The 22,423-nt window shown below is 42.8% G+C and carries 10 protein-coding genes, 1 tRNA gene and 2 pseudogenes; 3 read left to right on the plus strand and 10 right to left on the minus strand.

Going from position 1 to position 22,423, the window contains the following annotated elements:
• Positions 1-50 precede the first annotated feature (50 nt).
• From JFC05_RS03330 to JFC05_RS03355, 6 genes and pseudogenes are all read right to left on the minus strand, one after another.
• Positions 51-845 carry a DUF4391 domain-containing protein gene (locus JFC05_RS03330; RefSeq protein ID WP_198335766.1) on the minus strand — a complete coding sequence of 265 codons (795 nt, stop codon included), beginning with the start codon at positions 843-845 and terminating at the stop codon, positions 51-53.
• Complete coding sequence (locus JFC05_RS03335) at positions 842-4,168, minus strand: helicase-related protein (RefSeq protein ID WP_198335767.1); 3,327 nt, start codon at positions 4,166-4,168, stop codon at positions 842-844. The genes JFC05_RS03330 and JFC05_RS03335 overlap by 4 nt, the downstream gene beginning before the upstream one ends.
• A 306-nt stretch (positions 4,169-4,474) precedes the next feature.
• Positions 4,475-5,899 carry a DUF3631 domain-containing protein gene (locus JFC05_RS03340; RefSeq protein WP_198335768.1) on the minus strand — a complete coding sequence of 475 codons (1,425 nt, stop codon included), beginning with the start codon at positions 5,897-5,899 and terminating at the stop codon, positions 4,475-4,477.
• Between the two features lie 2 nt (positions 5,900-5,901).
• Complete coding sequence (locus JFC05_RS03345) at positions 5,902-6,180, minus strand: helix-turn-helix transcriptional regulator (RefSeq protein ID WP_198335769.1); 279 nt, start codon at positions 6,178-6,180, stop codon at positions 5,902-5,904.
• A gap of 140 nt (positions 6,181-6,320) precedes the next feature.
• Positions 6,321-7,220 carry a hypothetical protein gene (locus JFC05_RS03350; protein WP_198335770.1) on the minus strand — a complete coding sequence of 300 codons (900 nt, stop codon included), beginning with the start codon at positions 7,218-7,220 and terminating at the stop codon, positions 6,321-6,323.
• 270 nt (positions 7,221-7,490) lie between these two features.
• Positions 7,491-8,027: pseudogene (locus JFC05_RS03355) on the minus strand (integrase core domain-containing protein); the annotation flags it as partial.
• Positions 8,028-8,091: 64 nt separating this feature from the next.
• Here JFC05_RS03355 and JFC05_RS03360 point away from each other — a divergent pair.
• A pseudogene (locus JFC05_RS03360) lies at positions 8,092-9,316 on the plus strand (IS3 family transposase).
• Positions 9,317-9,511: 195 nt separating this feature from the next.
• Here JFC05_RS03360 and JFC05_RS03365 read toward each other — a convergent pair.
• The 4 genes from JFC05_RS03365 to JFC05_RS03380 all read right to left on the minus strand — a co-directional run bounded on the left by JFC05_RS03365 (position 9,512) and on the right by JFC05_RS03380 (position 12,809).
• Positions 9,512-10,981 (minus strand): tyrosine-type recombinase/integrase, encoded by a 1,470-nt coding sequence (locus JFC05_RS03365; RefSeq protein ID WP_198335771.1) that lies wholly within the window; start codon positions 10,979-10,981, stop codon positions 9,512-9,514.
• A 212-nt stretch (positions 10,982-11,193) separates the two neighbouring features.
• Positions 11,194-11,269, minus strand: a tRNA-Arg gene (locus JFC05_RS03370).
• 71 nt (positions 11,270-11,340) lie between these two features.
• Positions 11,341-12,144, minus strand: coding sequence for a hypothetical protein (locus JFC05_RS03375; RefSeq protein WP_198335772.1), 804 nt, complete (start codon positions 12,142-12,144; stop codon positions 11,341-11,343).
• Between the two features lie 119 nt (positions 12,145-12,263).
• On the minus strand, positions 12,264-12,809 hold the full coding sequence (locus JFC05_RS03380) for a hypothetical protein (RefSeq protein WP_198335773.1): 546 nt from the start codon (positions 12,807-12,809) through the stop codon (positions 12,264-12,266).
• A gap of 372 nt (positions 12,810-13,181) precedes the next feature.
• On the opposite strand from JFC05_RS03380, the gene JFC05_RS03385 reads away from it, so the two are divergent.
• Both JFC05_RS03385 and JFC05_RS03390 read left to right on the plus strand, forming a co-directional pair.
• Entirely contained in the window at positions 13,182-17,678 is a 4,497-nt protein-coding gene (locus JFC05_RS03385; RefSeq protein WP_198335774.1) for an exodeoxyribonuclease V subunit gamma, read from the plus strand.
• 103 nt (positions 17,679-17,781) lie between these two features.
• A complete protein-coding gene (locus JFC05_RS03390; protein WP_198335775.1) occupies positions 17,782-22,365 on the plus strand; it encodes a UvrD-helicase domain-containing protein in 4,584 nt (1,527 codons plus the stop codon).
• The last annotated feature ends 58 nt before the right edge of the window (positions 22,366-22,423 follow it).

Below are 22,423 nucleotides of genomic sequence, written 5' to 3' on the forward strand. Positions count from 1 at the left end.
ATTCCTAAAGCTATTGAGTATGAGTAAAGTATGATGATTATTTATAGAAGTTATTCAGCGATAAGCTGATTGAGCTCATCTTTAAGCTTGTGCAGGCGCATATTTAGCTCAACTTTGCGGTTGAATTGAGCCTCTTTTTTGACCTTTTTTTGCAGTTGGCTGATTTGCTTGGTCAAGCTCTCTACTTGTTGCACGTGCTTTAGCTTGTCCTCTATGCTGGCTCCAGCGTTTATAGAGACTCTAGCCGTTGGGTTTAGCTCTGCCTTTGCCACTATACTCACAGCATTAGAAGAAGTATCAGCGTCGATGGCTTTTGGGTGAATAGCTTGACTAGGAGGTTTTAGCTGGTCTAAAGGCGCATCGTTGGTAATACTAGGTAGCAACTGCTCGATCAAATGAGTATATAAGTCAGATAGATTGAGCACAAAGGGTAGGGGCTCACGCTGATCATCAGCGAGCCACTCTGAGCTATAGTATTTGTTCAGTACGATTTTTGACTTATCTGCTTGGCTTACACGTTTATAAGTGGCAACAACCTGAACCTTATCGTTATAAATCACTTCAAAAATAACGGGTGTCGGTATGAGCTTATCGATGTATTTTATGATTTTGGTATCGATGTCAGCGGTGCGCGCGACAATCCTAAATATTTGCACTTCTTGAAATAAAGTATCAGTTTGAATGTTTAGCGTGCCAGCCGATAGTTTATACGCCCATGTAATTTTTGCCACTTGATCGATAAACTTCTGCTTAAGCTTACTATTAGCAGCGCCTTGTTCGTAAAGCCTTTTTTTAGCTACAGGTCTATCAACGGCAGCTGAGGGCGGGTATTGGTATAAAATCATAATTCGCTAGTCGTGCTGGTCTGTTGAACATTGGATGAAGTAAGCTCTTCTACTACGATAAAACCAATAAGCTCAAAATCATTCAGCTCATTTAAGTCGTTTTTTAAAGCGGTAGTCGTCATGCCGCTAAATAGACTGTCGATGTCTTTATCCGCTTTAACGTTTTTTATCGCTTCAATGGTTAAGTCGAGTAGCAAACTATAATGGCTCATATCTTGACCGTCAGCGGTGCGCTGATTAAAGGTCTCGCATACTGCTAGTATAGGTTCGGGTTGTCCACGGCATGCTTGCCGCGCCAAACCCAGTAGATGCTTCGCTTGTGTATAGTCAGCTATTATATTGCCATCATTATCGATATACATTAAGTAATAAGGGTAAAGCTGATTGGTCTTTTCACCGTCTACTGTAGAGACTTGCCGCGCTTTTAGAGCAAAGATGACGCCAGCTGGTAATCCTAACTCGTCAGCGGCAGGGACGACCGCGTGTAAGCCATTAGGCAGACGCTTTAGGTTGGGGTTTGCATCCAAATAGCTAAGCAGATCCATACGAAAATCGTTGAGACCTAAGTCAGTAATAGACACACCTGTATTGGCATCCTCTAAATCTAAGACTTCCGTTTGCAGACGCTTAAGCTGTTCATGGCGGTAAGCGATATCATTAGCTTTGGTACTCAGTACATTGTCATCACCTGTGCTCGCCATATCGACAATGATCATGCGATTCTCGACGCGTTCACGTAGATTAATGTACTCATCTAAGCTGATGTCTGGCCAGTAGTTGACCAGCTGTATTTGCTCATTGCTAGAGCCAATGCGGTCTATACGTCCGAAGCGCTGAATAATACGCACAGGGTTCCAGTGAATATCATAATTGATAAGGTAATCACAATCTTGTAAGTTTTGCCCTTCAGAGATACAGTCTGTGGCTATAAGTATGTCTATCTCACGGGTCTCATCTGGAAAGATCTCACTTTTTTGCTTGGATCTAGGCGAAAACAGAGTCAGTAGCCCTTGCATGTCGTAACCCTTACGGCTACCTACCATGCTTTTGATAGTCGAATGATTGTCAGTACCCGTTATCTTAGCAGTGTGTAAGCTATAGTCGCGTAATAGTTCTGGCGCTATATGCTCATATAAGTAATTAGCAGTATCGGCAAAAGCTGTGAAGATCAGTACCTTTTGATTACCTGAGTTTATAGGATTATTGATTTTCTCAATCAGATGCTGTTTGAGATGTTGTAGCTTATGATCACGTTCTGGTGTAACTGTACTAACAGTAGTGATTAGCCGTCTGACCACCGCATAGTCTGCTTGTAGATCAGTGTGCCATCTTAGTATATCCATATCATCAAGATGAACTTTGAGTTTGCCGCCCACCCAATCGTTAGGATTGGTTGGCTCATCAAGTCCTTCGTCATGGGCATTGTCATCATATCCTGTGCCAATATCAATAGATAGCAGATCATTGTTTTTTCGAGCTTGATATTCAGCGATACTAGACAGCGCTTGCTCTAAGCGGTCTTTTAAGTTATGTAACGTCAGACGAAAAGCATACACAGAGCTCTCTAGTCGTTTGAGCAGGTTAACTGTCATCAAAGCTTGTAAGCTTTTTTCACGATCTTGTTGCTTGAGGCTTCCCTTACCTTCAATCTCAGTGTCGTATAGGTCTTCATACTTTTCTAAAGCACTAGGAAAAATATACGTGAGAGGCGCATATACAACCATTCTAATGGATGCTAAATCCTTATAAATCTGATTGAAGGTTATGCTTTCATCTGCTGTAATCGCACAGCGGTATGATAGTGGTTTTAAGCGTTTTGGGAACTGACCGACCTCTTTCGTATCGTAAAAATTCTGAATATGTCTGCGAGAGCGTGCAATAGTGACACTATCTAGTAGCTTGAAAAAGTCAAAGTCTAGCATATCTAATATTGCTTTAGTGGTGCGATGCTCTACGGGTAATTTTGACCAATTGTTAAAACTGGCTTGTGCATTTCTAAAGATAGTCTCAATATCGCGCTTGGTATCAAGTTTATCATCAAGATGCTTACTATCACCTTCATATGCTAAAGCGAGCTGGTTCTTTAAGTCGTTAAAGCGGTTATTGACAGGGGTGGCCGATAGCATCAGTACTTTTGTTTTTACGCCTTGCTGAATGACTTGCTCCATTAAGCGGTCATAGCGAGTCTTTTTGTCTTTAAAGTTGTCTCGGTTACGAAAGTTATGCGACTCATCAATAACCACTAAATCGTAATTGCCCCAATTGATTTTAGCTAAGTCTATGCCCAAAGTCTCACCGCTATTCCTCGATAGATCGGTATGAAAGAGTACGTCGTAGTTGAAACGGTCTTTGGCAAAAATATTGGTGGTTAAATTGGCATTGTAGTTGGTCCAGTTAGCGCCAAGCTTTTTAGGGCAAAGTACTAAAACACTTTTATTGCGCAGCTCGTAATATTTAACGACCGCAAGTGCGGTAAAGGTTTTACCCAAACCTACGCTATCCGCTAGAATACAGCCATTGTAGGTCTCAAGTTTATTAATGATACCGACAGCGGCATCTGTTTGAAAATTATAGAGCTTTTGCCAGATAAGTGTGTCATGGTAACCTGTCAGGTCGTTAGGCATGACGTCTTCATTTAAGTCTTCAAGGAACTCTTTAAAGATATTGTAAAGTATCAAAAAGTAGATGCGCTCAGGATCGTTCTCTTGATAGACCGATTCGATATGACGAACAATCTCATCAGTGATATCAGTCACCTTTTTCTGATCTTGCCATATTTGATTAAATAAATTGAGGTAGGGTAGCGCATAGTCTGAATCAAATCGATTGACCATGTTTGAGACAGCATCGCCTTTTTCATAGCCAAGCCCAACAGGAGTAAAGCCTTGGATAGGCATGTAAGTAAATGATGATGCCTTGTCTTTAACGCATACAAATTCTTGCATGGGCGAATTAGTAGTATTGGACTTAAAGACCGCTTTTTTGCGTATCCAGTCTGCACATTCTCTAGCAATTGCTTTTTGAGTCAGTTTGTTTCTCAGGTGAATCTCAAATTCAGTGCCATATAGACTGTCCTCTCTATCAAACTTAGGAATGACAAACTCACGCTTTTCTTTTTTGAACTTATCCGTAACATCATTGGGTACAAAGGTAGGAGAGGTGAATAAAAATTGCATTCCATCGATATTTTTAAGCTCCTGCTTTAAAGCAGCATAAGCATAGATAGAGAAAAATGAGGCCGCTATCTGTAGCTTAGAACTAGCATGCAGATTTTCTTTTATGTCATCGCCAAATCTGTGGTTCAAGTTGTCTATAAGTTTCATGGGTCAACTATTGGTCTTTATGGAATGAGTGCAGTATAGCAAAGGCAAAATTTATAGCTATTCTAGATGACATCGTCACTAATCTAAAGAGCTGTAATGAAATAAAGATATGAGGCCTAATGTACTCACACTCACACTCATGCTTAGATAAGAAAAGCATAAACACTAAAAGCTTGTACCAACTTACTCTAAGATGGTTTGTTTCAGATCAAGGCACAAACAATAGGGTCAGACAAAATAAAAGGACTGAGATATGTGTCAACATACCTCAGTCCTTCGTAGAGATTCTAAAAACAAGAGCAAATGTTACGATAGATAACGTGAAAAAGTCTCCTGAAAGTCATCAAGGTCATACCCTTTACCTCGCACTTCCTTACCGCGTAGGTCGTGCGTTCTCATATCTTTAGATGAAATTTTGAATTCACCTAATCTTCTAGCAATTTGATATAAAGTTATAGGCCTGCCATGATTTAGAGTTGACCAAACCATCTCTGTATCTCTACATAATCCTGTAAGCAAATCTCTGCTTAAAAGTCTATTTGTTCCATATAGATTAAAAACGGTTTGAATATCGGCTAATAGCTGCTCATTTAAACTAGGTTCATCGCTTTCAATACCAGAGATTTCGATACAAGCATTATAAGCCTTCTCTAACCAATCATCACCTAGCATCATAGCTATTTTTAGCAAAATCTCCCAGTTGTCTTGTGCTCGATCATTGATATAAGGTGGCAACACGGGTTTAGCTGCTTTGACAGCATCTATATTATCATTAGACCACCTCGCAAGTTGTGACTGGATTTTGTTAGTGAAGTCTATAGGCAGATCACGCACTCGTTTTTTTGTCTCATTTTTCATTTTTCGACGCAAAGTTAGCGATATTGAACGATCTATTAGTGTACTATGGATTTTACCAATACCTGAGATCGCTTTCGCACAATAAACATTAAATGTAGTTGGTTCATTATCATCACCAACACAGCGTAAAGTTTTTGAAAGTTGGAGGCTATGCCCTGCATTTAGTATGCCTCGCATTTCCTTGTCATCATTAATAAAAGTATCAGCTTCATCAATAAATAGCGTGGGTTTATAAGTTTCAATGCAACGATATAGGGCCGACCTTGTAATATTAGATGTTGACAGCGATTTTTTACTCAAACGGCTCATTAGTATTAAAAGCGTAGTTTTACCGCAACGTTTCTCAGGGGCATTAATCCACGCAATGGGCAAAATATGGCTTGCTGGTATGACCCATGTTAATATTATCCATAGCGTAACAGCGATCTTTACTGCATCAGTACAGGCAATATGATCGTCTAATATCTGATATATTTGATTAGCCACCAAAGCAATATCTGTTATCGGTTCTGCATATGGCTCAGTATCAACGACTAAGCTTTCTGAAGCCTCAGACTTTATCTTACTTCTAGCTTTATTAACTAGCTTGTCAAGCGACCGAACTGACATATTATTAAGAGATTTCGCGGTTTCAGTTCTTTCAAGCTCGTAATCTAGTTCTGATAATTTAGCTAGTCTATCAATAGCAATTTGTGCTAAATCTGAACTAATTTTTAAATCTTGTTGTGGTAAAATATCTGATGATGGCTGGTCTATGTCATCAGTAGTAGTTTCTAAAAGCTGAGCATCTGGCAGGATGTTCGGCTTTTTTATTCGGTCAACTGATTGCTCTTCAATAGTTTCAAGAGCTGTTGCTTTGTTGTATTTACTCATGATTATGCCTCCTCACTGTTAGATGAGGATTGACTATCCAACCATTTGTTTATATCAGACACACGCCAAAGGCTGGCGCGTCCTATTTTTATAGGTGCAGGGAATCTATTTTCATTTATGAGGTGATAAATGTGTTTAGCGGAAAACCCAGTAATACCGCGTATGGCGGGCCTAGCTGTAACGTTACGCTGTTGACCAGATTCAGTGGTATAAGTACGAGCTGGACGCTCAGGTTGGTTTGCAAGATCGGACATCCGCAAGAACTTGTTTTTCAATTTCATAATACTACTCCACAGCATTGTGAGTTGGTGTTGCCTAGTGCTGTGAAGTAATATTAGGTGTTCTATGCAGTAACGTAAATCACTGTGCGTGCATGATGTACACTGTGCGCGCATACTGTAAAAGAAGATGAATTGAACAACTAAGAAAAATCTCCTTTATCAGCTTCAGATAACCATTTTTCTACCGTTCGATAAGTTGGCGATTCATCAGTGTCAATATTTAGTTTGATATATTCAGCAGTTTTAGCATAGCTAGTAAAAGACTTTTCTTCCATGATTTGTAAGTACTGTTTCTTCTTCCTCTGCCTAAAGAGTCGCTTATCCTTGGCTCCCGCATTAGCTGCTTTAATATTCTTTTTTGATATTTCACTTTTAAAGTAACTTCCACTATCGTAGGAAACCTCAATAATTCCCCCACTATACGTTGTCATTAAAAAATCATGGTACATCAGCGCTACATCATAAACATCTAAACGATAAGCCAGAATTGAAATGGTTTTATACAAATATACTTCAACTATAGACTCTACATTAGAGTTCAATCTGTCTATCTCCGACTCTTGAAATGAAGAGATCGTAGCTCTAAAAAGTGCGTAGTTTTCAGGATTGTTGACAAAATCTGAAAATAACTTGGATAAAACGTCTTCTGTATAACGATTTAGTAGATAGGTAAGCTTATTTTCTCCAGTAGCTATACACTCATCTAAGTATTCGCTAGGTAAGGAGTAATTTTCGAAAGCTTCTAAATCAAAATTAAAATTATTATCACAATACGAAATAGTTTTTTGTTCGATATCACCTAAAAAAATAATATTATTGTTTTTCTCTGAATCAGAACACGTGCTATGTTGTAACATACTCTCAGCAATATTTAAATTAGTAGGTACACTAAGGATTTTCTCAATTGCAACGGCTAAACTATTAGTCCTAGCTTGAAGGGTAGTAATTATTTTTTTCAAAGCAACTATATCTATATTACGATCTATTTCTTGCTCTTCATCAGGTTCATTTTTATCAGTAGAGGAGTTGTCAGTAGTCATAGTTTTAAATATCCTGGTCTTTAGGGGAATTTGAATTTTATTAGATAATACTCGCAAATCTATAAGTTATAAATATAAAGCTTTATAATTGAATATAGCAGCTCTTATTTCGATAATAAATAAGAGTAGGGTTTGAAATTGAAACGTAGATTCAACGTTCTAAAATGATCTTTATTCAATATCTTGGAGTATTAAAATGCTGAAATAGTAAAAGATATTATTTAGATTGAGAGGAAATACCCCCATATTTAAAACACTAAATAAGTAGAACTAAGCTGCCATATTAAATTTCTGAATCGGCGTAAAGCCACCATTACCCATATTGGGTCTTTCGTTATTATAGTGATTGATTCAAGCTTCGGCTTGTTGTCTCACTTGATCTAAACTATCAAACAATTCTTGATTAAGCCAATCATAACGCACTGTTTTATTAAATCGTTCAACATAAGCATTTTGCTGGGGATTACCAGGCTCGATATATTCAATAACGATACCTTGCTTAGTTGCCCAATCCTTTAAATCATTACTGATGTATTCAGGGCCATTATCACACCTGATTTGATTAGGCTTACCACGGTACTCTATAAGCTGATTTAAACTACGTATCACTCTTTGAGCTGGCAACGAGAAGTCAACCTCAATGGTTAATGCTTCACGATTAAAGTCATCAATGACATTAAAGAGTCTAATGGCACGACCATCGGTTAAAGCATCGTGCATAAAGTCCATGCTCCAGCTTTGATTGATGTTAGAAGGTACAGCAAGCTTTTGGGGTTTGTCTCGTTTAATACGCCGTTTAGGCTTTATGAGCTATGCTGAAGAAACCGTACAACTAAACTTGGTAAACTAAGCACAATTATAGGAGTTTACCATGACCAAGAAATTAAGAACTTACAGTAACGAATTTAAAGCTGAAGCCGTCAAGAAGATAGCGGATAACAACGGCAATATTTCAGCGACCGCAAAGCAACTTGGCATCGCCATGCAAACGCTCTCAAATTGGCATAACAAAGCCAATCAAGGCAAGCTTGTTGGCACAGAGCAATATAATCCTGACCTTATGAGTGCTCTTAAAGAGATAAAGCAGCTCAAACGCCAGCTTAAAGTTGCCGAAGAGGAACGCGAAATACTAAATGAGGAGGGATAAAGCGAAGCACTGCTTCGCCCCGACGCAAGGGGAGAGCTATGCTCGAGTTGGCCACGGCGTACTTCGCGAGAAACAGCTAGTCAAGTACGCCTTTATCAAAGACAACCAGTTCCTCTTTCGCATCACCACTATGTGCCGTGTGTTAAGGGTTAAGCCATCAAGCTATTACGACTGGCTAAGTCGTGATCTCAGCGACCAACAGATACATCGCAACCAGTCTGAATTACTGATTAAAGCGGCTCACAATGAAACGAAAGAACGTTATGGCGCAGATCGACTGCATTCTCATCTAAGCGAGCAAGGCCATAACATTAGCCTGTATATGGTAAGAAGCATCAAAGAGCAACACGGCATTAAATGTCGTCGTCATAAGCGCTTTAAAGTCACCACCGACTCCAATCACAACAAGCTGGTCTATCCAAACGTACTGGATCAGAAGTTTGATGCTAAGCGCCCTAACGAGTCGTGGGTCAGCGACATCACCTATATCTGGACGAATGAGGGTTGGCTGTACTTAGCAGGGGTCAAAGACTTATACACCAAAGAGCTTGTCGGTTACGCTATTAACAAGTGTATGACCGCAGATTTAGTTTGCAAAGCACTAAATATGGCCATCAAGAATAAACGTCCAAGCAAAAGGCTAATCGTTCATTCAGACAGAGGCAGTCAGTATTGCAGTCACGCCTACCACAAGACCATTAAGCAGCATCAATTTATAGGCTCAATGAGCGGCAAAGGCAACTGTTTCGATAACGCTCCGATAGAAAGCTTCTGGGGCGTATTAAAGAATGAATTAGTATATCATCAAGACTATAAAACAAGGTTCACAGCCATCAATGATATTATCAGTTATATCGAGCTGTACTACAATCAGACGAGGATTCAAAAGGGTTTGGGCTATCAATCGCCAAGACAGGTGTGGTTTGATTATTATCGTCAGGCTGCGTAATTAAAATCTCCCAAGTTTATGTGTACGGATTTGACGGCAGGGGTCAACAATCTGAGTGTCGGTAAATCTTGATTTTTTCATGTCGAAATCTCCTGCTGGTATTTTAGCAGTTAGTTTCTACTTTTAGGTGTTATTATTTTTTGGGGTGATTACCGAGACTCCTGGGTCTTCGAGTTAAATAGATTTATCTAAGTGCTACTTTATATAATCAACAAGCTGTCCTAATAACTCATCAGGTATCCCTTGGGCTCGTAAACTATTTATCAAAAGATCTTTATCATGCAGCGCTATATCAGTAGCTTGCTCATTACGATTATTCATCTCTCTTTCAATTTCATCTGGTGTCATTAAGTCAAAGCTAACAGCTTTGCCAGTTCGTAAGTCATCAAGATGGTTTGCCCACTGATTCATCATCATTTGCCTTTCTGCTAGATGTGCAGATAAATCGTATCTCTTTTTGACACTAGACCGATTAAGATGGGCTAACTGTATTTCTATCACATCCTCACTGAACTTTAATTCATACAATCCCGTGCTGGCAAGCTGCCTAAATCCATGTCCAGTCATTTCAGGGTAGGGACTACCCGTATAGCCCATACGTTTCAGAGCTTGATTAAACCAAGCCTCACTATAAGGCTGATTCTTCGTGAAGTTATAAAATACGTAATTTGTTTTTTCTGTTAAAGGTCGCATACGCTCGATAATGGCCATTGCCTGCGGTGACAAGGGAATAATGTGATCTTGACGCATTTTCATTTTATGTGCTGGGATACGCCAGACATTTTTATGGTAGTCAATTTCTGACCATTCAAAAAATCGTAGTTCTTTCGTTCTAACAAAACAGAAGGTCATCAGCTGCATGCCAGCCACGGTTTGTTCATGGGCATTCGGATGATCTTCAACATATTTATCAATATTACGTAATAATTCGGAAAACTGATGCTGCTCGACCGCTTTCATACGCTTAGCCTGATGAGGTCTTAAAGCTTTATTACGACCATAAGCGACATTAATGACATCGTAGCTTAACGTATTAATAGCATATTCAAAAACTGAGCCAATTAGTTCAACACACTTACTTGTAGTATCGGCTGTCCATTTGCCTTGTTTTTCGAAGTGATTTTGAATTGCTAGACCTGTTTTGATGACGTCCTGTGCAGTGATAGAGGCAATAGGATAGTCACCGATATGGGGTGCAATATGCCTATTTAGATAGTTGTGAAGTTTTTGAATATTCTTCTTAGAGGTAGTGGTAGATTTTTCGTCAATATAGCTCTTAGCAATAATTTTAAATAAGTCCTTCTGCTCATAGTTATTTTTATCATTATTTTTATGTTCAGTAGGATCAATATTATCAGCCAGTAATGCTTGAGCTTTATCACGTACCAGCCGAGCCTCTTTTAGTGACACCTCTGGTTTAAATGTAGAGCCAATGATTTGCTTGGCAGATTTATAAATACCAATCTGATAAGTTTTTTGCTTTGGCTTAAGATCTTTAGGGGATTGATAGCGATAAGTCATCTGCCAAAATAGCGAGCCATTTGGATGTTGTATAAGATATAAATTGTTGCCATCACCATGGCGCGTGACTTTGGTGGGAGTGGACTGTTTGGCAATGGCTTTCACACCAGCGTCAGTTAATCGGTAGTCTTGTCTTCTCGTCATGGCTTATACCTAAAGGCGCTTGGAGGTTTAACAACAACCTCACTGCATAATTAACAACAGAAAATGACGTTGCATATTATTTAACAACTAATTTAACAACATTGTAGAGGTACTAGCAGGTAATAACAAGTAATCAATAAAGACAACTATGTATATGTATAAGGGGTTTGGAGGGTTTGAGGTAATGCGAGGTTATGTCTAAATACAATGATTGGTGCGCCCACCAAGACTCGAACTCGGATCGGTCGCTTAGGAGGCAACTGCTCTATCCTGTTGAGCTATAGGCGCGTTGTGGAGAGATATTGTAGAAAAAAGCCGCGCCAAAAGCAATGAGCAATCTACAAATAGACAGACTATCTTTATTTGCCATTACTGAGCGCGTCGGTGACGTCTACGGGGTTTTCACCTGAGACTTGTTTGGCGCGTGACGTTGGATTAAATAAATCATCTACGCTGTTTTTATAGCCATCGATATTATCATAATCGTATTTTTTTAATATATCCTGTCCTGCGCTCGATAGCAAAAAGTTACGAAAGCTGATGGCAACGCTATTATCGGACAAAATCACCCCGTCTAAGCTTTCTTCATCTGTTAATGCATAGCTAAATGCATTTAAACTGCGCGCTTCTTGATTGTCTGTTTTGGCTTTAGTGGCACTTTGACCCATCTCTGTATCTACCGCTTGGTCATGAGAGGCGGTACTGGCTTGCTTTTTATTAAACGCATTTTGCATCAGCGCTAGCTGGGCCTGCAAAGGCTCAAGGCGTTTGGCTGTCAAGCTACCGTGGGCGATGATGATGTCTGTACCGATATTTGAGGCAGGCTGCTCGGCGGCCATGTCGCTATCTGCTAATTGCAAGAACGCATGAGGGGGCACATAATTGGCCAAAACTTGTACGTGCGGATAGCGAGACTCAAAGCTGACAATTACATCGTCCAAAGGCACTTTTAGGCGCTCTTCTGCTTGCACATGTAAGGTTGAGGTTGATATATCGTCCTCTTCACTCTCTGCCGTTATGGCTGACGCTTCATTGTTGTTTGCCATAATCGGCAAGGGGTCTATGTTTTTACGGTTACTGATCCACAGCCACATAAAAATGGCGATAAAAACGATGAGCAATAGTAAAATTAGCCCAGCCAGTAGCAGCTTGTAGTCTTTCATATATGACTGCTCTTCTTATAATCGGTAGTGAATGGTCAAGGTGGTACTCAGATAACGCAAAAAATCAGACTTCGATATCAGAGTGCGCCCTAAGAGCTGCTGCTATCAGGTTATTATCCCTAAAGCGACTGATACAGCACTTCCTCTGCCAAATCTGCCAGCATGTTTGCAAAGATATCCGTCGTGGCAGCGGTATTTACGGCCGAATCGTTGCCGCTTGGACTGTTGGTTTTTAGGCGGCTGGGCGCGCTAGTATCATCATTTTTGCTCGCCGCTGCTGGATGATAGTGTGAAGGGGAAGTGGGTTTGTTGTCAATGGTTTTTACTTGATGAGCGGCAAGCGGCGACTCACCTGTTGATAGCTTGTCTTTGAGCCATTTAAAGCCATGCGCCTGCCACCATGCTTCAAAACGTGACAGTGAGCTACCGTGGACGGCGGCGGGGAGGTTTAGAGTGCGAAGCTTTTGTGCCAGTATCGGATCGCTGATGGCTTGATGAATGCTCAAGTAGAGTCCGCTACTATCGTCGTTATAAGGCTTTCGGTTTTGCCAGGCGTTATCGTTAATTCGCATACATGGCAGTTGCCAAAGCTCGCTGCGATAATAAACGACGTACAGCCGTTTTTTTGGATGGACGAAAATGGCATCAATAGGGCGCAGGGGCATAATAGTTGTTTATCTCGTTGACAAAAGAGTTAAGGTAAAAACTTAACGACATCCATTGTCGCAGGCTGTCTTACTGAGCAGATGATATACTGGCAAACCGCCATAAACAATGGCACACTGATCGGCAAGTGACGCATCTTACGCTTTTTATCGTTATCAAGCTGCTTTATCATGCATTCTGATATCGACATTATGCTAGCAGAAATGTAACAAGCGAACGACCATCAAACATGAATTGATGAGTGTCGTCGGCAGTATTGCTATTATGCTTTGCACCATGACAGGCTATGTTTGCACGTTACCGTACCTGATCGTACCTAGTATGCATCCGTCGCCTCGTTATTTTATTATTACTCCAATTAGATCGCCTTTATGTTTAAAATCATTCAGTCCCACCGTACCGAGCTGTTGGTTGAGCAGTTGTTAGCTGCCTATAAGTCCAAAAACCAACCCGTCTTTGAGAAGTTTGTGGTCATTGTACCGTCCATGGTGCTTGGTGATTGGCTAGATAAGTCTATTGCAAGCCAAGCGGGTATCAGCACCTTAGTGACGACGACGTTTTGGGGTCAGTATCAGTGGACATTGATGCAAGATGTGTTGAGCCGTCACAATGCTTATTTGCTAGAACAAAACCCTGATGCGGCCACATTGAATGTACCTGAGGTGGCAGTGCTGTCACCAACGGTGATGCAGTGGCGCTTGTTTGGTTATTTGACTTATTATCAAGAAGCCATTGTCGCTGATGAAAAACATCCCGTTTATCCACTGCTGGCATCTTTGATTGATGAGGCGCAAGAAGAAGTGCAGCAGGATAAGGCACAGCAAGACGCGCGCATTTGGCAGCTGGCAAGTGATTTGGCGAGGGTATTTAACCGCTATTTAACCCACCGTGAGGACTGGCTAGATCTCTGGTCGCATGATAAACCGCTGACTGTAGAGGCGCTGATCGCTGAAAAGGATACTCTGTCTTTGCGCTTTGATAAGTATGCGCGAGGCACCCCTGATTGGTTGGTGGCGCATTATGTAGAGTTAGAGGTCGCGCAGCGTTTCTTATGGTCGCATTTGTTTGCTGATGTGCATCAGCACCGGGTGGCGCTTGAGGATACCTTTTGGTCAGCCTTAAAAGAAAACAAGGCAAATGAACGCGCGCAATTGCCCAAAGTGCTGCGCATTTTTACCATTCAGCAATTGCCACAGACCGAGCTCGACTTTTTGCAGCGCTTATCGCAATACATGGATATTACGCTACTACACTATAACCCGTCTAAGCTGTTTTGGGCGGATATCGTGGACAAGTCGTGGCTACAGCGTCAGCAGATTATCAACCCTGAAAGCGTGTTTTTGCGTGATTATGGGCACAGTTTGCTATCGCGTTTGGGCAAGCAGTCGCGCGATACTTTTGCGATGCTTGCGAATTTATCGGGTAATGAGCAGTACCAAGACGCACTCGTCGAATGGCAGGACATCTTTGATGAGGGCGATGATAGCAATAAGGGCTTGAGCGATGCGTTCGGTATTGATTCTGATGACAGTGCGCAACAGCCGCAAGACAGCCCAAGCTTATTAAAGCGTTTGCAAAATGATGTATTGATGCTAGATGAGCAGTCTACCCAGCAAGCGACCGCAGCCAAAGTCTCGCAAGCAGTCAGTGAGCAAATAGAGCTGTCTTTTGAGCAAGTTGATCAAAAGCTGCAGCAAACGGCGTGGTATGACGATGAAGTATTAGAAAACAAGCGCTTTGAGAAGGAGCGTTTGTGGGCGATGTCTGCACAAGACAATAGCCTCAGCATTCACTCATGCCATAGCCTACAGCGTCAGCTAGAAGTGCTGCGTATCATGATTGGGCGCTGGCTCAATGAACCCCTAGCATCTGGTGAGAAAAAACGCCATATATCCGATATTGTCGTGTTGCTGCCCGATGTTGAGCGGCATCATGCGCTGATCAGCTCTATATTTGTCAGTGGTAAAGGTCAAGATGGTTTAACCCTGCCAGCAAAGGTGACGGGGGTGGTTGATGCCGATATTCGTCAGCTATGGGAGGCTATTATTGGTTTTTATAAGTTATTAGGCAGTCATAGCGCCCGCTTTGAAGCGGCTGAGGTGCTTGATTGGCTGATGCTGCCACCGCTGTATGAAAACTTCGGCTTAACCCATGAGCAGATGAGCCGTGGTTGTGATCTGCTGATCGAGGCAGGCTTTATTCGCGGTTTTGATGAATGGCATCTTAAACAAACCCTAGATAGCCACGACTATGATTACCGATTTACCTTTGCTCAAGCGTTAGATAGATTGACGCTTGGTCTGGTGATGCCAGAAGCCAGTTTGAGCGATTGCTTATACCCTTTGGCACAGGAGGACTGGCCAAGCACCGCCTTGCCCGAGATGACTCTGCCGCTGTCGCAAGTGAGCCTAAATGATGCGATGATTGTTGAAGCGCTTTGCCGTATTTATTCAGGCTTGACTGCGCGCCGTGATGACCATACAAAAAAACTCAAAGCCGAGGACTGGCTGGCGCAGATTGAGACACAAGTGATTCATCGCTACTTCGGTGATGTCGATCAGACACGTACGATGCGTGCCATCTATAATGCCATGAATGGCTTTAAATCAAGCCTGAGGGCCAATCGCCACTATCGACAGTATGCCAGTAGTGATAGTGCCAACAGGGAGGTAGAACACAGGCTGGCAGGTGTCGAGCAGTTGCCGCTTAAGCTGAGCTTTATGCTGGACAGTATCGAGGCGGAGCTTGAGAGTCAGCAGGTCAGTGCTGAGCCGACTGGAGTGATTACTTTTGGTCGATTTGGAGCGCTCAGAAACGTGCCTTTTGATTTGGTGGTGATGCTCAATATGGATTTATCTGAGTTCCCTGGGCGTGACCGTGATAATCGCTATGATTTGATGAAAGCTGCCAATGCTCGCCGCGGTGATAGAGTCAGTGAAGATGACGATAATGGTGCGTTCTTAGACGCACTACTGTGCGCGCGCAGTGCGTGCTGGATATTTTATAATGGTCAAAGTCTGACAGACACCCACGAGCACCTGCCTGCCAACCCAGTCAGTGAGCTGTTGCAGTTTTTGCAAGGCGAGGTGCAGTGGCAGGTCAACTCGCTTGAAGCCTTAGACACGTTAGACGCATTGCCTGAGAGTGTTGACTCTACCACCGAGAGTCTTAAGCGTTATTTACCTAAATTGATTAAGCAGTGGCTGGTGACGGAGCATCCGGCACTGCCGTTTCACGAGAGCTTGTTTGAAATAAATAGTGAAGAGGCGGATGCTTTTGAGCAAGCATCTGATACGTCTACGCCTCATTCAACCCTTCATCCCAACCAGAGCGAGCGCGTCGATAAAGACAAGACAGATGCGCTGGATGCTATTTTGCATACCGCCATGCGCAAAACCAAGCTTGCGCAACAACGCCAATTTCCGCCAGCGCCGCTGTGGCAAGCGGTGTTTCGTACTTTAAAGGATAGTGCATCTTATGAGCAGACAGCGCTGGTTGGTTTGCCGACTAAGTCCCAGTATGAAGCCATCGCTCAGCTGCTTGGACACTCTCTAGGTCAATTGGGGCAAGTAGACAATCAAACCTTAGCGGCATTGGCTGAGATGCTATCACTAGACGCAGGGTCTGGTATAGACACCATTAATATCGACGCTATGTTTGATACGGTGTTCAATATTGAGGAGATAGACGTTGAAGGCGCATTGGCCTATCAAGTGCGTCATCCCGCCAAGGCGTTTTTGCGTACTCAAAAGGTGCATGTGGTGCAAGGCGAGGAAGCGATGGCTAATCAAGAGCCACTATTCCTAGACAATCTGACGACTTATCAGATCAAAGCGCATTTGATTCATGAACTGGCGAGCGATGCCGCTAATAACCATGTTGATAGTGATAGTACAGCCAAGCAAGATCACCCAATTTTAATGTATCAAAAAATCATGCCAGCAGGGGTGGCGCGCCAAACGACCTTGCCCAATCAGCAGCAAAAACTGCAGCAGCAATGTCAGGAGTTTAAAGAGCAGCTGGTTGCTAATGGCTTGGACAATGATTTGGATAATGCCCAGCTAGTTGATGGAAATGGTATAAGTGGTTTGCAGCTACTGACCCCAACGATCGAGCATCCCGTGCAGCTAGCGCTAGCATCTGTGCTAACTGATGCTAGTAATGAGGCTGATGATACGTCATTACTAAAACTATTACCTAAAGTGGTTAAAATAAAAGGCTCAGTACCAACATCAGTACCGATAGATGCTAATAATCCTCTTGCTAATCTACAGGCTGGCATGTCCTATGCCGAGCAATCCCCCAAGCAGTGGTTAAATATACTGCCCAATTCTGCTAGCCCCAAGCATTTAATCAAGTTTTGGTTGTCACATCTGTATTGGCAAGTCGCCAGACGCACAACTGCCGAGCAAGTCGCAGCAGATGATGGCGTGAGTATTTGGCGTTTTAATAAACCAAGCTCACAAGTTAAAAGGTATGAAAAAATAACCGCCTTTCAGCTCAGCCCTATTGTGTATGAAGATGCGTTGGCCGAGCTAATAAAATGGGCAATTTTTGGCAAGCTAGTCGGTCAAGTACCGATTACCTTATTGCCAGAATATGCGCTCAGTTATCTTGATAAGTGCGCAAAAGCGGCAGAGAGTGAAGATGAGAGCGGCAGCTATTGGCCAAAACGTGCAGATTTCTTAGAGTGGCTAAGGCCCAATTATCACGTAGATACGGTATATGATACCTGCTCGCAGCATGCCATTTGGCAATACGTACTGCGTGATCAAGATGCCTTTAAAGCCCTATCAGCAGCCTTAACGACGTTAGCACAGCCGCTGTATGAGCTGATGTATAAAGCCCTGCAAAGTCTAGATAGTTAGCTGGCTAGTTGATTGCTTACTAGTTGTTTGCTGATTACTGATTACTTAACACGGTTCGTTTTTTACCTTTTGGCTTAATGGATAATAAAAAGTGTACGCCCCTATGACAGAATTTATCACTGATACACCTATATCACCGAGTTTTGACGATGAATTGTACCAACCCTCTTCTCAAGGTTTGGATGTTGCAGAGCCCAAGGCCGAGGTGATACCAGCGATTGAGGTGGCATTGACAGGTCGGCATCTTATCGAAGCATCAGCCGGTACGGGTAAGACTTGGACACTTACGGGCATCGTACTGCGCTTGCTCATTGAAGCACGGCGCGCGCCAGAGCAAATCATTGCAACGACCTTTACTCGCGCTGCGGCAGCCGAGATGCGTCAGCGCATTCATGATCGTTTGGTGGATTTTTATCAGCTGCTGCAATGGGTGAGTAGCCTGAGTGCCAACTCTGCAAATAAAGAGCATTTATATCCACCTATCCTACAAGTGATGCCAGACAGCGATAAAGATAAGAAGAATAATCAGGTAAGTCAGCACGCAGACACGGATGCGACTGCTGAAAAAGACGCTGATGAACTCAACCAAGACATTGACTATGACAAAGCCCATGACAAAAAAGCCGCGGCCAAAAAGCGTGTACAAGCAAAACAAAATCGTGAAAAATGGCTAGTCGCGCAGGCAAAAGGTGCGCGCTTAGATGACATCATGCAAGATCCTATCAATCTGCATCTGGTTGGCTACTTGCTTGATCATGTATATAGCTATCCTATGACAGAGGCGATTCGCCGTACGGCATTGGTGTTGACGACCTTGGATAAGCTGTTTGTCGGTACCCTCGATAGCTTGGCACAAAAGTGGCTTACAGAATACAGTAGCGAGACAGGCCACCAGCAAGGCATGGCCATTATTGACGACAGTAGCATCGAGCAAGTGACGGACAGTATCATTCATGATGAACTGCGTCAGTTTCAAAGCCGACTGTACCATGAGCAGCCCAAGCTTTATGCATTGATGGATCAGCAAGGCAAGCTGACGGCAGTGGGGGATCACAAGAGCTTTGTGACGCGCTCACTGAATTTCATCTCTGCGCCGATTGATGAGGTAAGGCTAGCAGATTTTGATTTTGGTTTATATGAACAGCTATTGCATGAGTTTGCGACATTAGATTTGGCAGATATTCAACCGTACTTAAATCCTGATTATCGAAAGTCTCAAGGGTTTAATGGGCGCTCTAATTTAATGACACAGTTTGATGCCATTATTGAGGTGCATCAAAAAATAGCGGAACATCAGCTGGCGTTTACCAGTTATTTAAATGAACGTGAAAATAAGATTCTTACCTCATTGCAGGATTCTAGATATCCCAATGAAGAAGGTAAAATTAAGAATTTTAATAAGAATAGAGAAAAAGAGCATGAAGCATTTTTCGCATTAGACACCATTAGTAAATTAATGGCTATCTTAGATATGGTTGATGGTTTAAATCAGCATATTGTGATGTTGTTAGCCAATATCAACCGCCATATCGTGCTGGCGGTGCGTGACAGACTGCCGGTTATCTTAGAAGAGCGCGGTGAGACCACCTTTAGCTTGCAGATGGTACGCTTAAACCAAGCATTGACCGGTCGGCAAGGAGAGAAGCTGGCGCGTTATATTCGTCATCATTATCCAGTGGCATTGATTGATGAGTCGCAAGACATCAATGGCGAGCAAGCCATTATGATTGAAAGCATCTATCTGCCGAAGCGTAAACCATCGGCCAATGACAAGCAGGCTACGGGTAATAAAGCGAGCAATAAAGCCAACCATGAGTTTTTGCTATTGGTAGGTGATCCTAAGCAGGCCATTTATGGGTTTCGCGGCGGTGATGTCGCCAACTACAATTATATGAAAGCCCAGTTTGAAAAAAGCAGCCTATGGACGCTCGATACTAACCGTCGTTCAAACGCCAGTGTGATTAACGCTCTAAACTGCTGGTTCGGTATGCCTGCGCCAGTGACTCAAGAGAATAGGCTGGCACAGTTAGGTAGTGGTATTTATTACCAGCACATCAAAGCTGAAAAGCAAGAAAATCAGCTGTCTTGGTTTCGTCAGCCAGACATGCCAAACAGCGACCTAAATAGTGACTCGGTAGATGACTTAGTAAATGACGTGCTCTCTGCTCAGCCCGTGAGTGTGTTGCACCTGCCTTATGATAAGGCGCTTGAGTACGACGAGTTTGAAATCACAGCCCGTCATATTGCCACCTTGCTTAGCAGCCATCAGACACTTAAAGGCAAACCGATTCAACCGAGCGATATCGGTGTGCTGGCACGTGCCAAAAAAGACCTAAAGCAAGTCGAAGACGAGCTTGTCAAGCTTGGTGTGCCGACCCTGACCACCAGTGATGTCAGTATCTTTGAAACCATCATGGCAGAGGATGTGGCAGCGCTGCTAAGTGCCATGCTATACCCGTATCGTCACGATATGATCAATCGGGTGCTGACCAGTCATTTATATGGCCTAAGCATCAGAGATGTCAAAGCCATGATGACGGACCATGAGTCAGGGGTTGTAGATTTAAATAGCGCTAATACACAAGCCATTGATAATAAGAACAGCTATCAAGACTTTATTAGCTATTTAAAAGAAGGCGGCCAGCGTTGGCAGCACTTTGGCATATTATCGGCCATGCATTACTTGTTGGACAAAAGCCCTGTACAGCCGCAAGGCGTGTGGCAAGCACTAGCCGCGCATCCAGAAGGCGCGCGTCATATTATGGATTTGCGTCATGTGATGGATATCTTGGCGCAGTATGGTATCGGCATGGGTGAGTATGAGCTGCTAGCGTGGTTTAGACAGAACATAGATAGCGCGCCGAGCAGTGATTGGGCTAAGCAATATCCGCTACCGACAGAGTCTGGCGTTCAGCTAATGACCATTCATAAGTCTAAAGGACTAGAGTTTCCCATTGTCTATGTACTGGGTATGGACGATGCCAGTAGAAAATCAGGTAATAAAGAAGACTATGGGTTGTATCTCTATAATGCGCAACAAAACCCTAGCCAGCAATATGTTACTCAACAAGACGCTTCTCAACAAAATCAGTCAGCGTTGGCGCAGCAATCGACAGGCAATCAGCGCCGATTCTCACCAGTGCAAGGCTCTGCGACCACAGACGGCTATTATACTGATATTGAGACGCAGGAGGGCTTTGATGAGCTGCGCCGGCTTGGCTATGTCGCCTTTACGCGCGCCAGTGAACAGCTTTATGTGGTATTAAAAGATGCCTATAGAAATATTGATTGTGACTTCAGGCCAGTGTGTTATTGGTTTGACTCCGAGGAGGCCAAGTTTGAATTGCCAGATAGGCTCAAAGGCATCATAGGCATGATTAGAGGGCATAAGGTCGATGCGTTTTATCGTGATAACTGCGTGACAGCAATAAGCGCATTAACGAATAATGGCGCGCTTGCCTCGACTAAGCCCAAAACCGAGCCTATTCAGTATGATGATTTTTCAGAGGTTATGAAAATCAATTATTTTTATGGTTGGGCCAAGACCAGTTTTACCGCCTTGGCTCGTCAGCTAGATGAATCGGCGCAGACAATGGCTGTGATGGATGAGCGTATAGATGATGCGGTAGATATTGATGTTGATATCAATATCACCGAAACGTCAGTTTCACCGTCACTGGGTGGTCATGAACCAGATAGTTATGAGTCTGCCGCGCAAGTCGATCAGGCAAATATCAAGTTAGAGGATGATATTCGTTTTACCTTTGTCAAAGGTGCCAATGCGGGTACGTTTTTGCATGAGATATTTGAAAAAATTGATTTTAGCAATAAATCGCAGTGGCCACAGGTTATCGATAGGGCTGTCAGTAGCTATCAGCTGCCGCTGGTGTATAGCAGTGCTGAGGCCCAAAGCCGTCGCCTACAAGCAAAGACACAAGACAAAGGTGGTAGTGCGTCATTAAATACTGATTTATTGGATTCGGAGGCGATCGATGTTAGTAAGCATGAAGCGCTCATTGACTGGATAGAAGAGGTGCTACATACGCCACTCTTAGCGTCTGATCAGCCGTTACATGCTATTGATGAAGGTCATAGGTTTGCCGAATTAGAGTTCAATATGGGGCTATCAGAGCGTTTTAAAGCACAGGATATCAATCAGCTTTTTGAGAAGTACCTACCAGATGAGACCGACAAGCACATCAATCTGGTTCCGCAAAACAAAGCGCATTTGTATCGTTATTTACGTGGTGAAATCGATTTGGTATATGAGCATGCTGGCAAGTATTATGTCGTCGATTATAAAAGTAATTTTTTAGGAAATAGCCTAAGCGATTATGACGAAACTACGCTCAAGCGAGCAATGTCGAAAGCAGGGTACTGGCTACAAGCTGCCATTTATCAAGTGGCATTGAATCGGTTTTTGTCGATGCGAATTGCTGATTATATAGGCAATGAAGATAAATATTTGGGCGCAGTGGAGTATGTCTTTTTACGAGGTGTATATGATCCAGCCTCTCAGTTGGCGACTAAGGAAAAAGAGGCGAACATACTGAGCGGCGGCGACTCAACAGCCAGTGAGACAATGCATGATAAGCCAATAAGCAATGCCCGCTACGGACTGGTGACGTGGGATATACCCATTGATTTTATTAAGGCCTTAGACACGTTGTTTGGCATACCAAATTAGCAGTCTATAGTTTATTAAATCTAAGGATAACATAGTGCTGCTAGGATACTTTTTTAAA

It is taken from the genome of Psychrobacter celer (assembly GCF_016107555.1).
In the GTDB taxonomy this organism is placed as follows: domain Bacteria; phylum Pseudomonadota; class Gammaproteobacteria; order Pseudomonadales; family Moraxellaceae; genus Psychrobacter; species Psychrobacter celer.

Coding starts and splice junctions, on each gene's coding strand:
- JFC05_RS03330 (WP_198335766.1), bottom strand. CDS start 845: ATGATTTTATACCAATACCCGCCCTCAGCTGCCGTTGATAGACCTGTA.
- JFC05_RS03335 (WP_198335767.1), bottom strand. CDS start 4,168: ATGAAACTTATAGACAACTTGAACCACAGATTTGGCGATGACATAAAA.
- JFC05_RS03340 (WP_198335768.1), bottom strand. CDS start 5,899: ATGAGTAAATACAACAAAGCAACAGCTCTTGAAACTATTGAAGAGCAA.
- JFC05_RS03345 (WP_198335769.1), bottom strand. CDS start 6,180: ATGAAATTGAAAAACAAGTTCTTGCGGATGTCCGATCTTGCAAACCAA.
- JFC05_RS03350 (WP_198335770.1), bottom strand. CDS start 7,220: ATGACTACTGACAACTCCTCTACTGATAAAAATGAACCTGATGAAGAG.
- JFC05_RS03365 (WP_198335771.1), bottom strand. CDS start 10,981: ATGACGAGAAGACAAGACTACCGATTAACTGACGCTGGTGTGAAAGCC.
- JFC05_RS03375 (WP_198335772.1), bottom strand. CDS start 12,144: ATGAAAGACTACAAGCTGCTACTGGCTGGGCTAATTTTACTATTGCTC.
- JFC05_RS03380 (WP_198335773.1), bottom strand. CDS start 12,809: ATGCCCCTGCGCCCTATTGATGCCATTTTCGTCCATCCAAAAAAACGG.
- JFC05_RS03385 (WP_198335774.1), top strand. CDS start 13,182: ATGTTTAAAATCATTCAGTCCCACCGTACCGAGCTGTTGGTTGAGCAG.
- JFC05_RS03390 (WP_198335775.1), top strand. CDS start 17,782: ATGACAGAATTTATCACTGATACACCTATATCACCGAGTTTTGACGAT.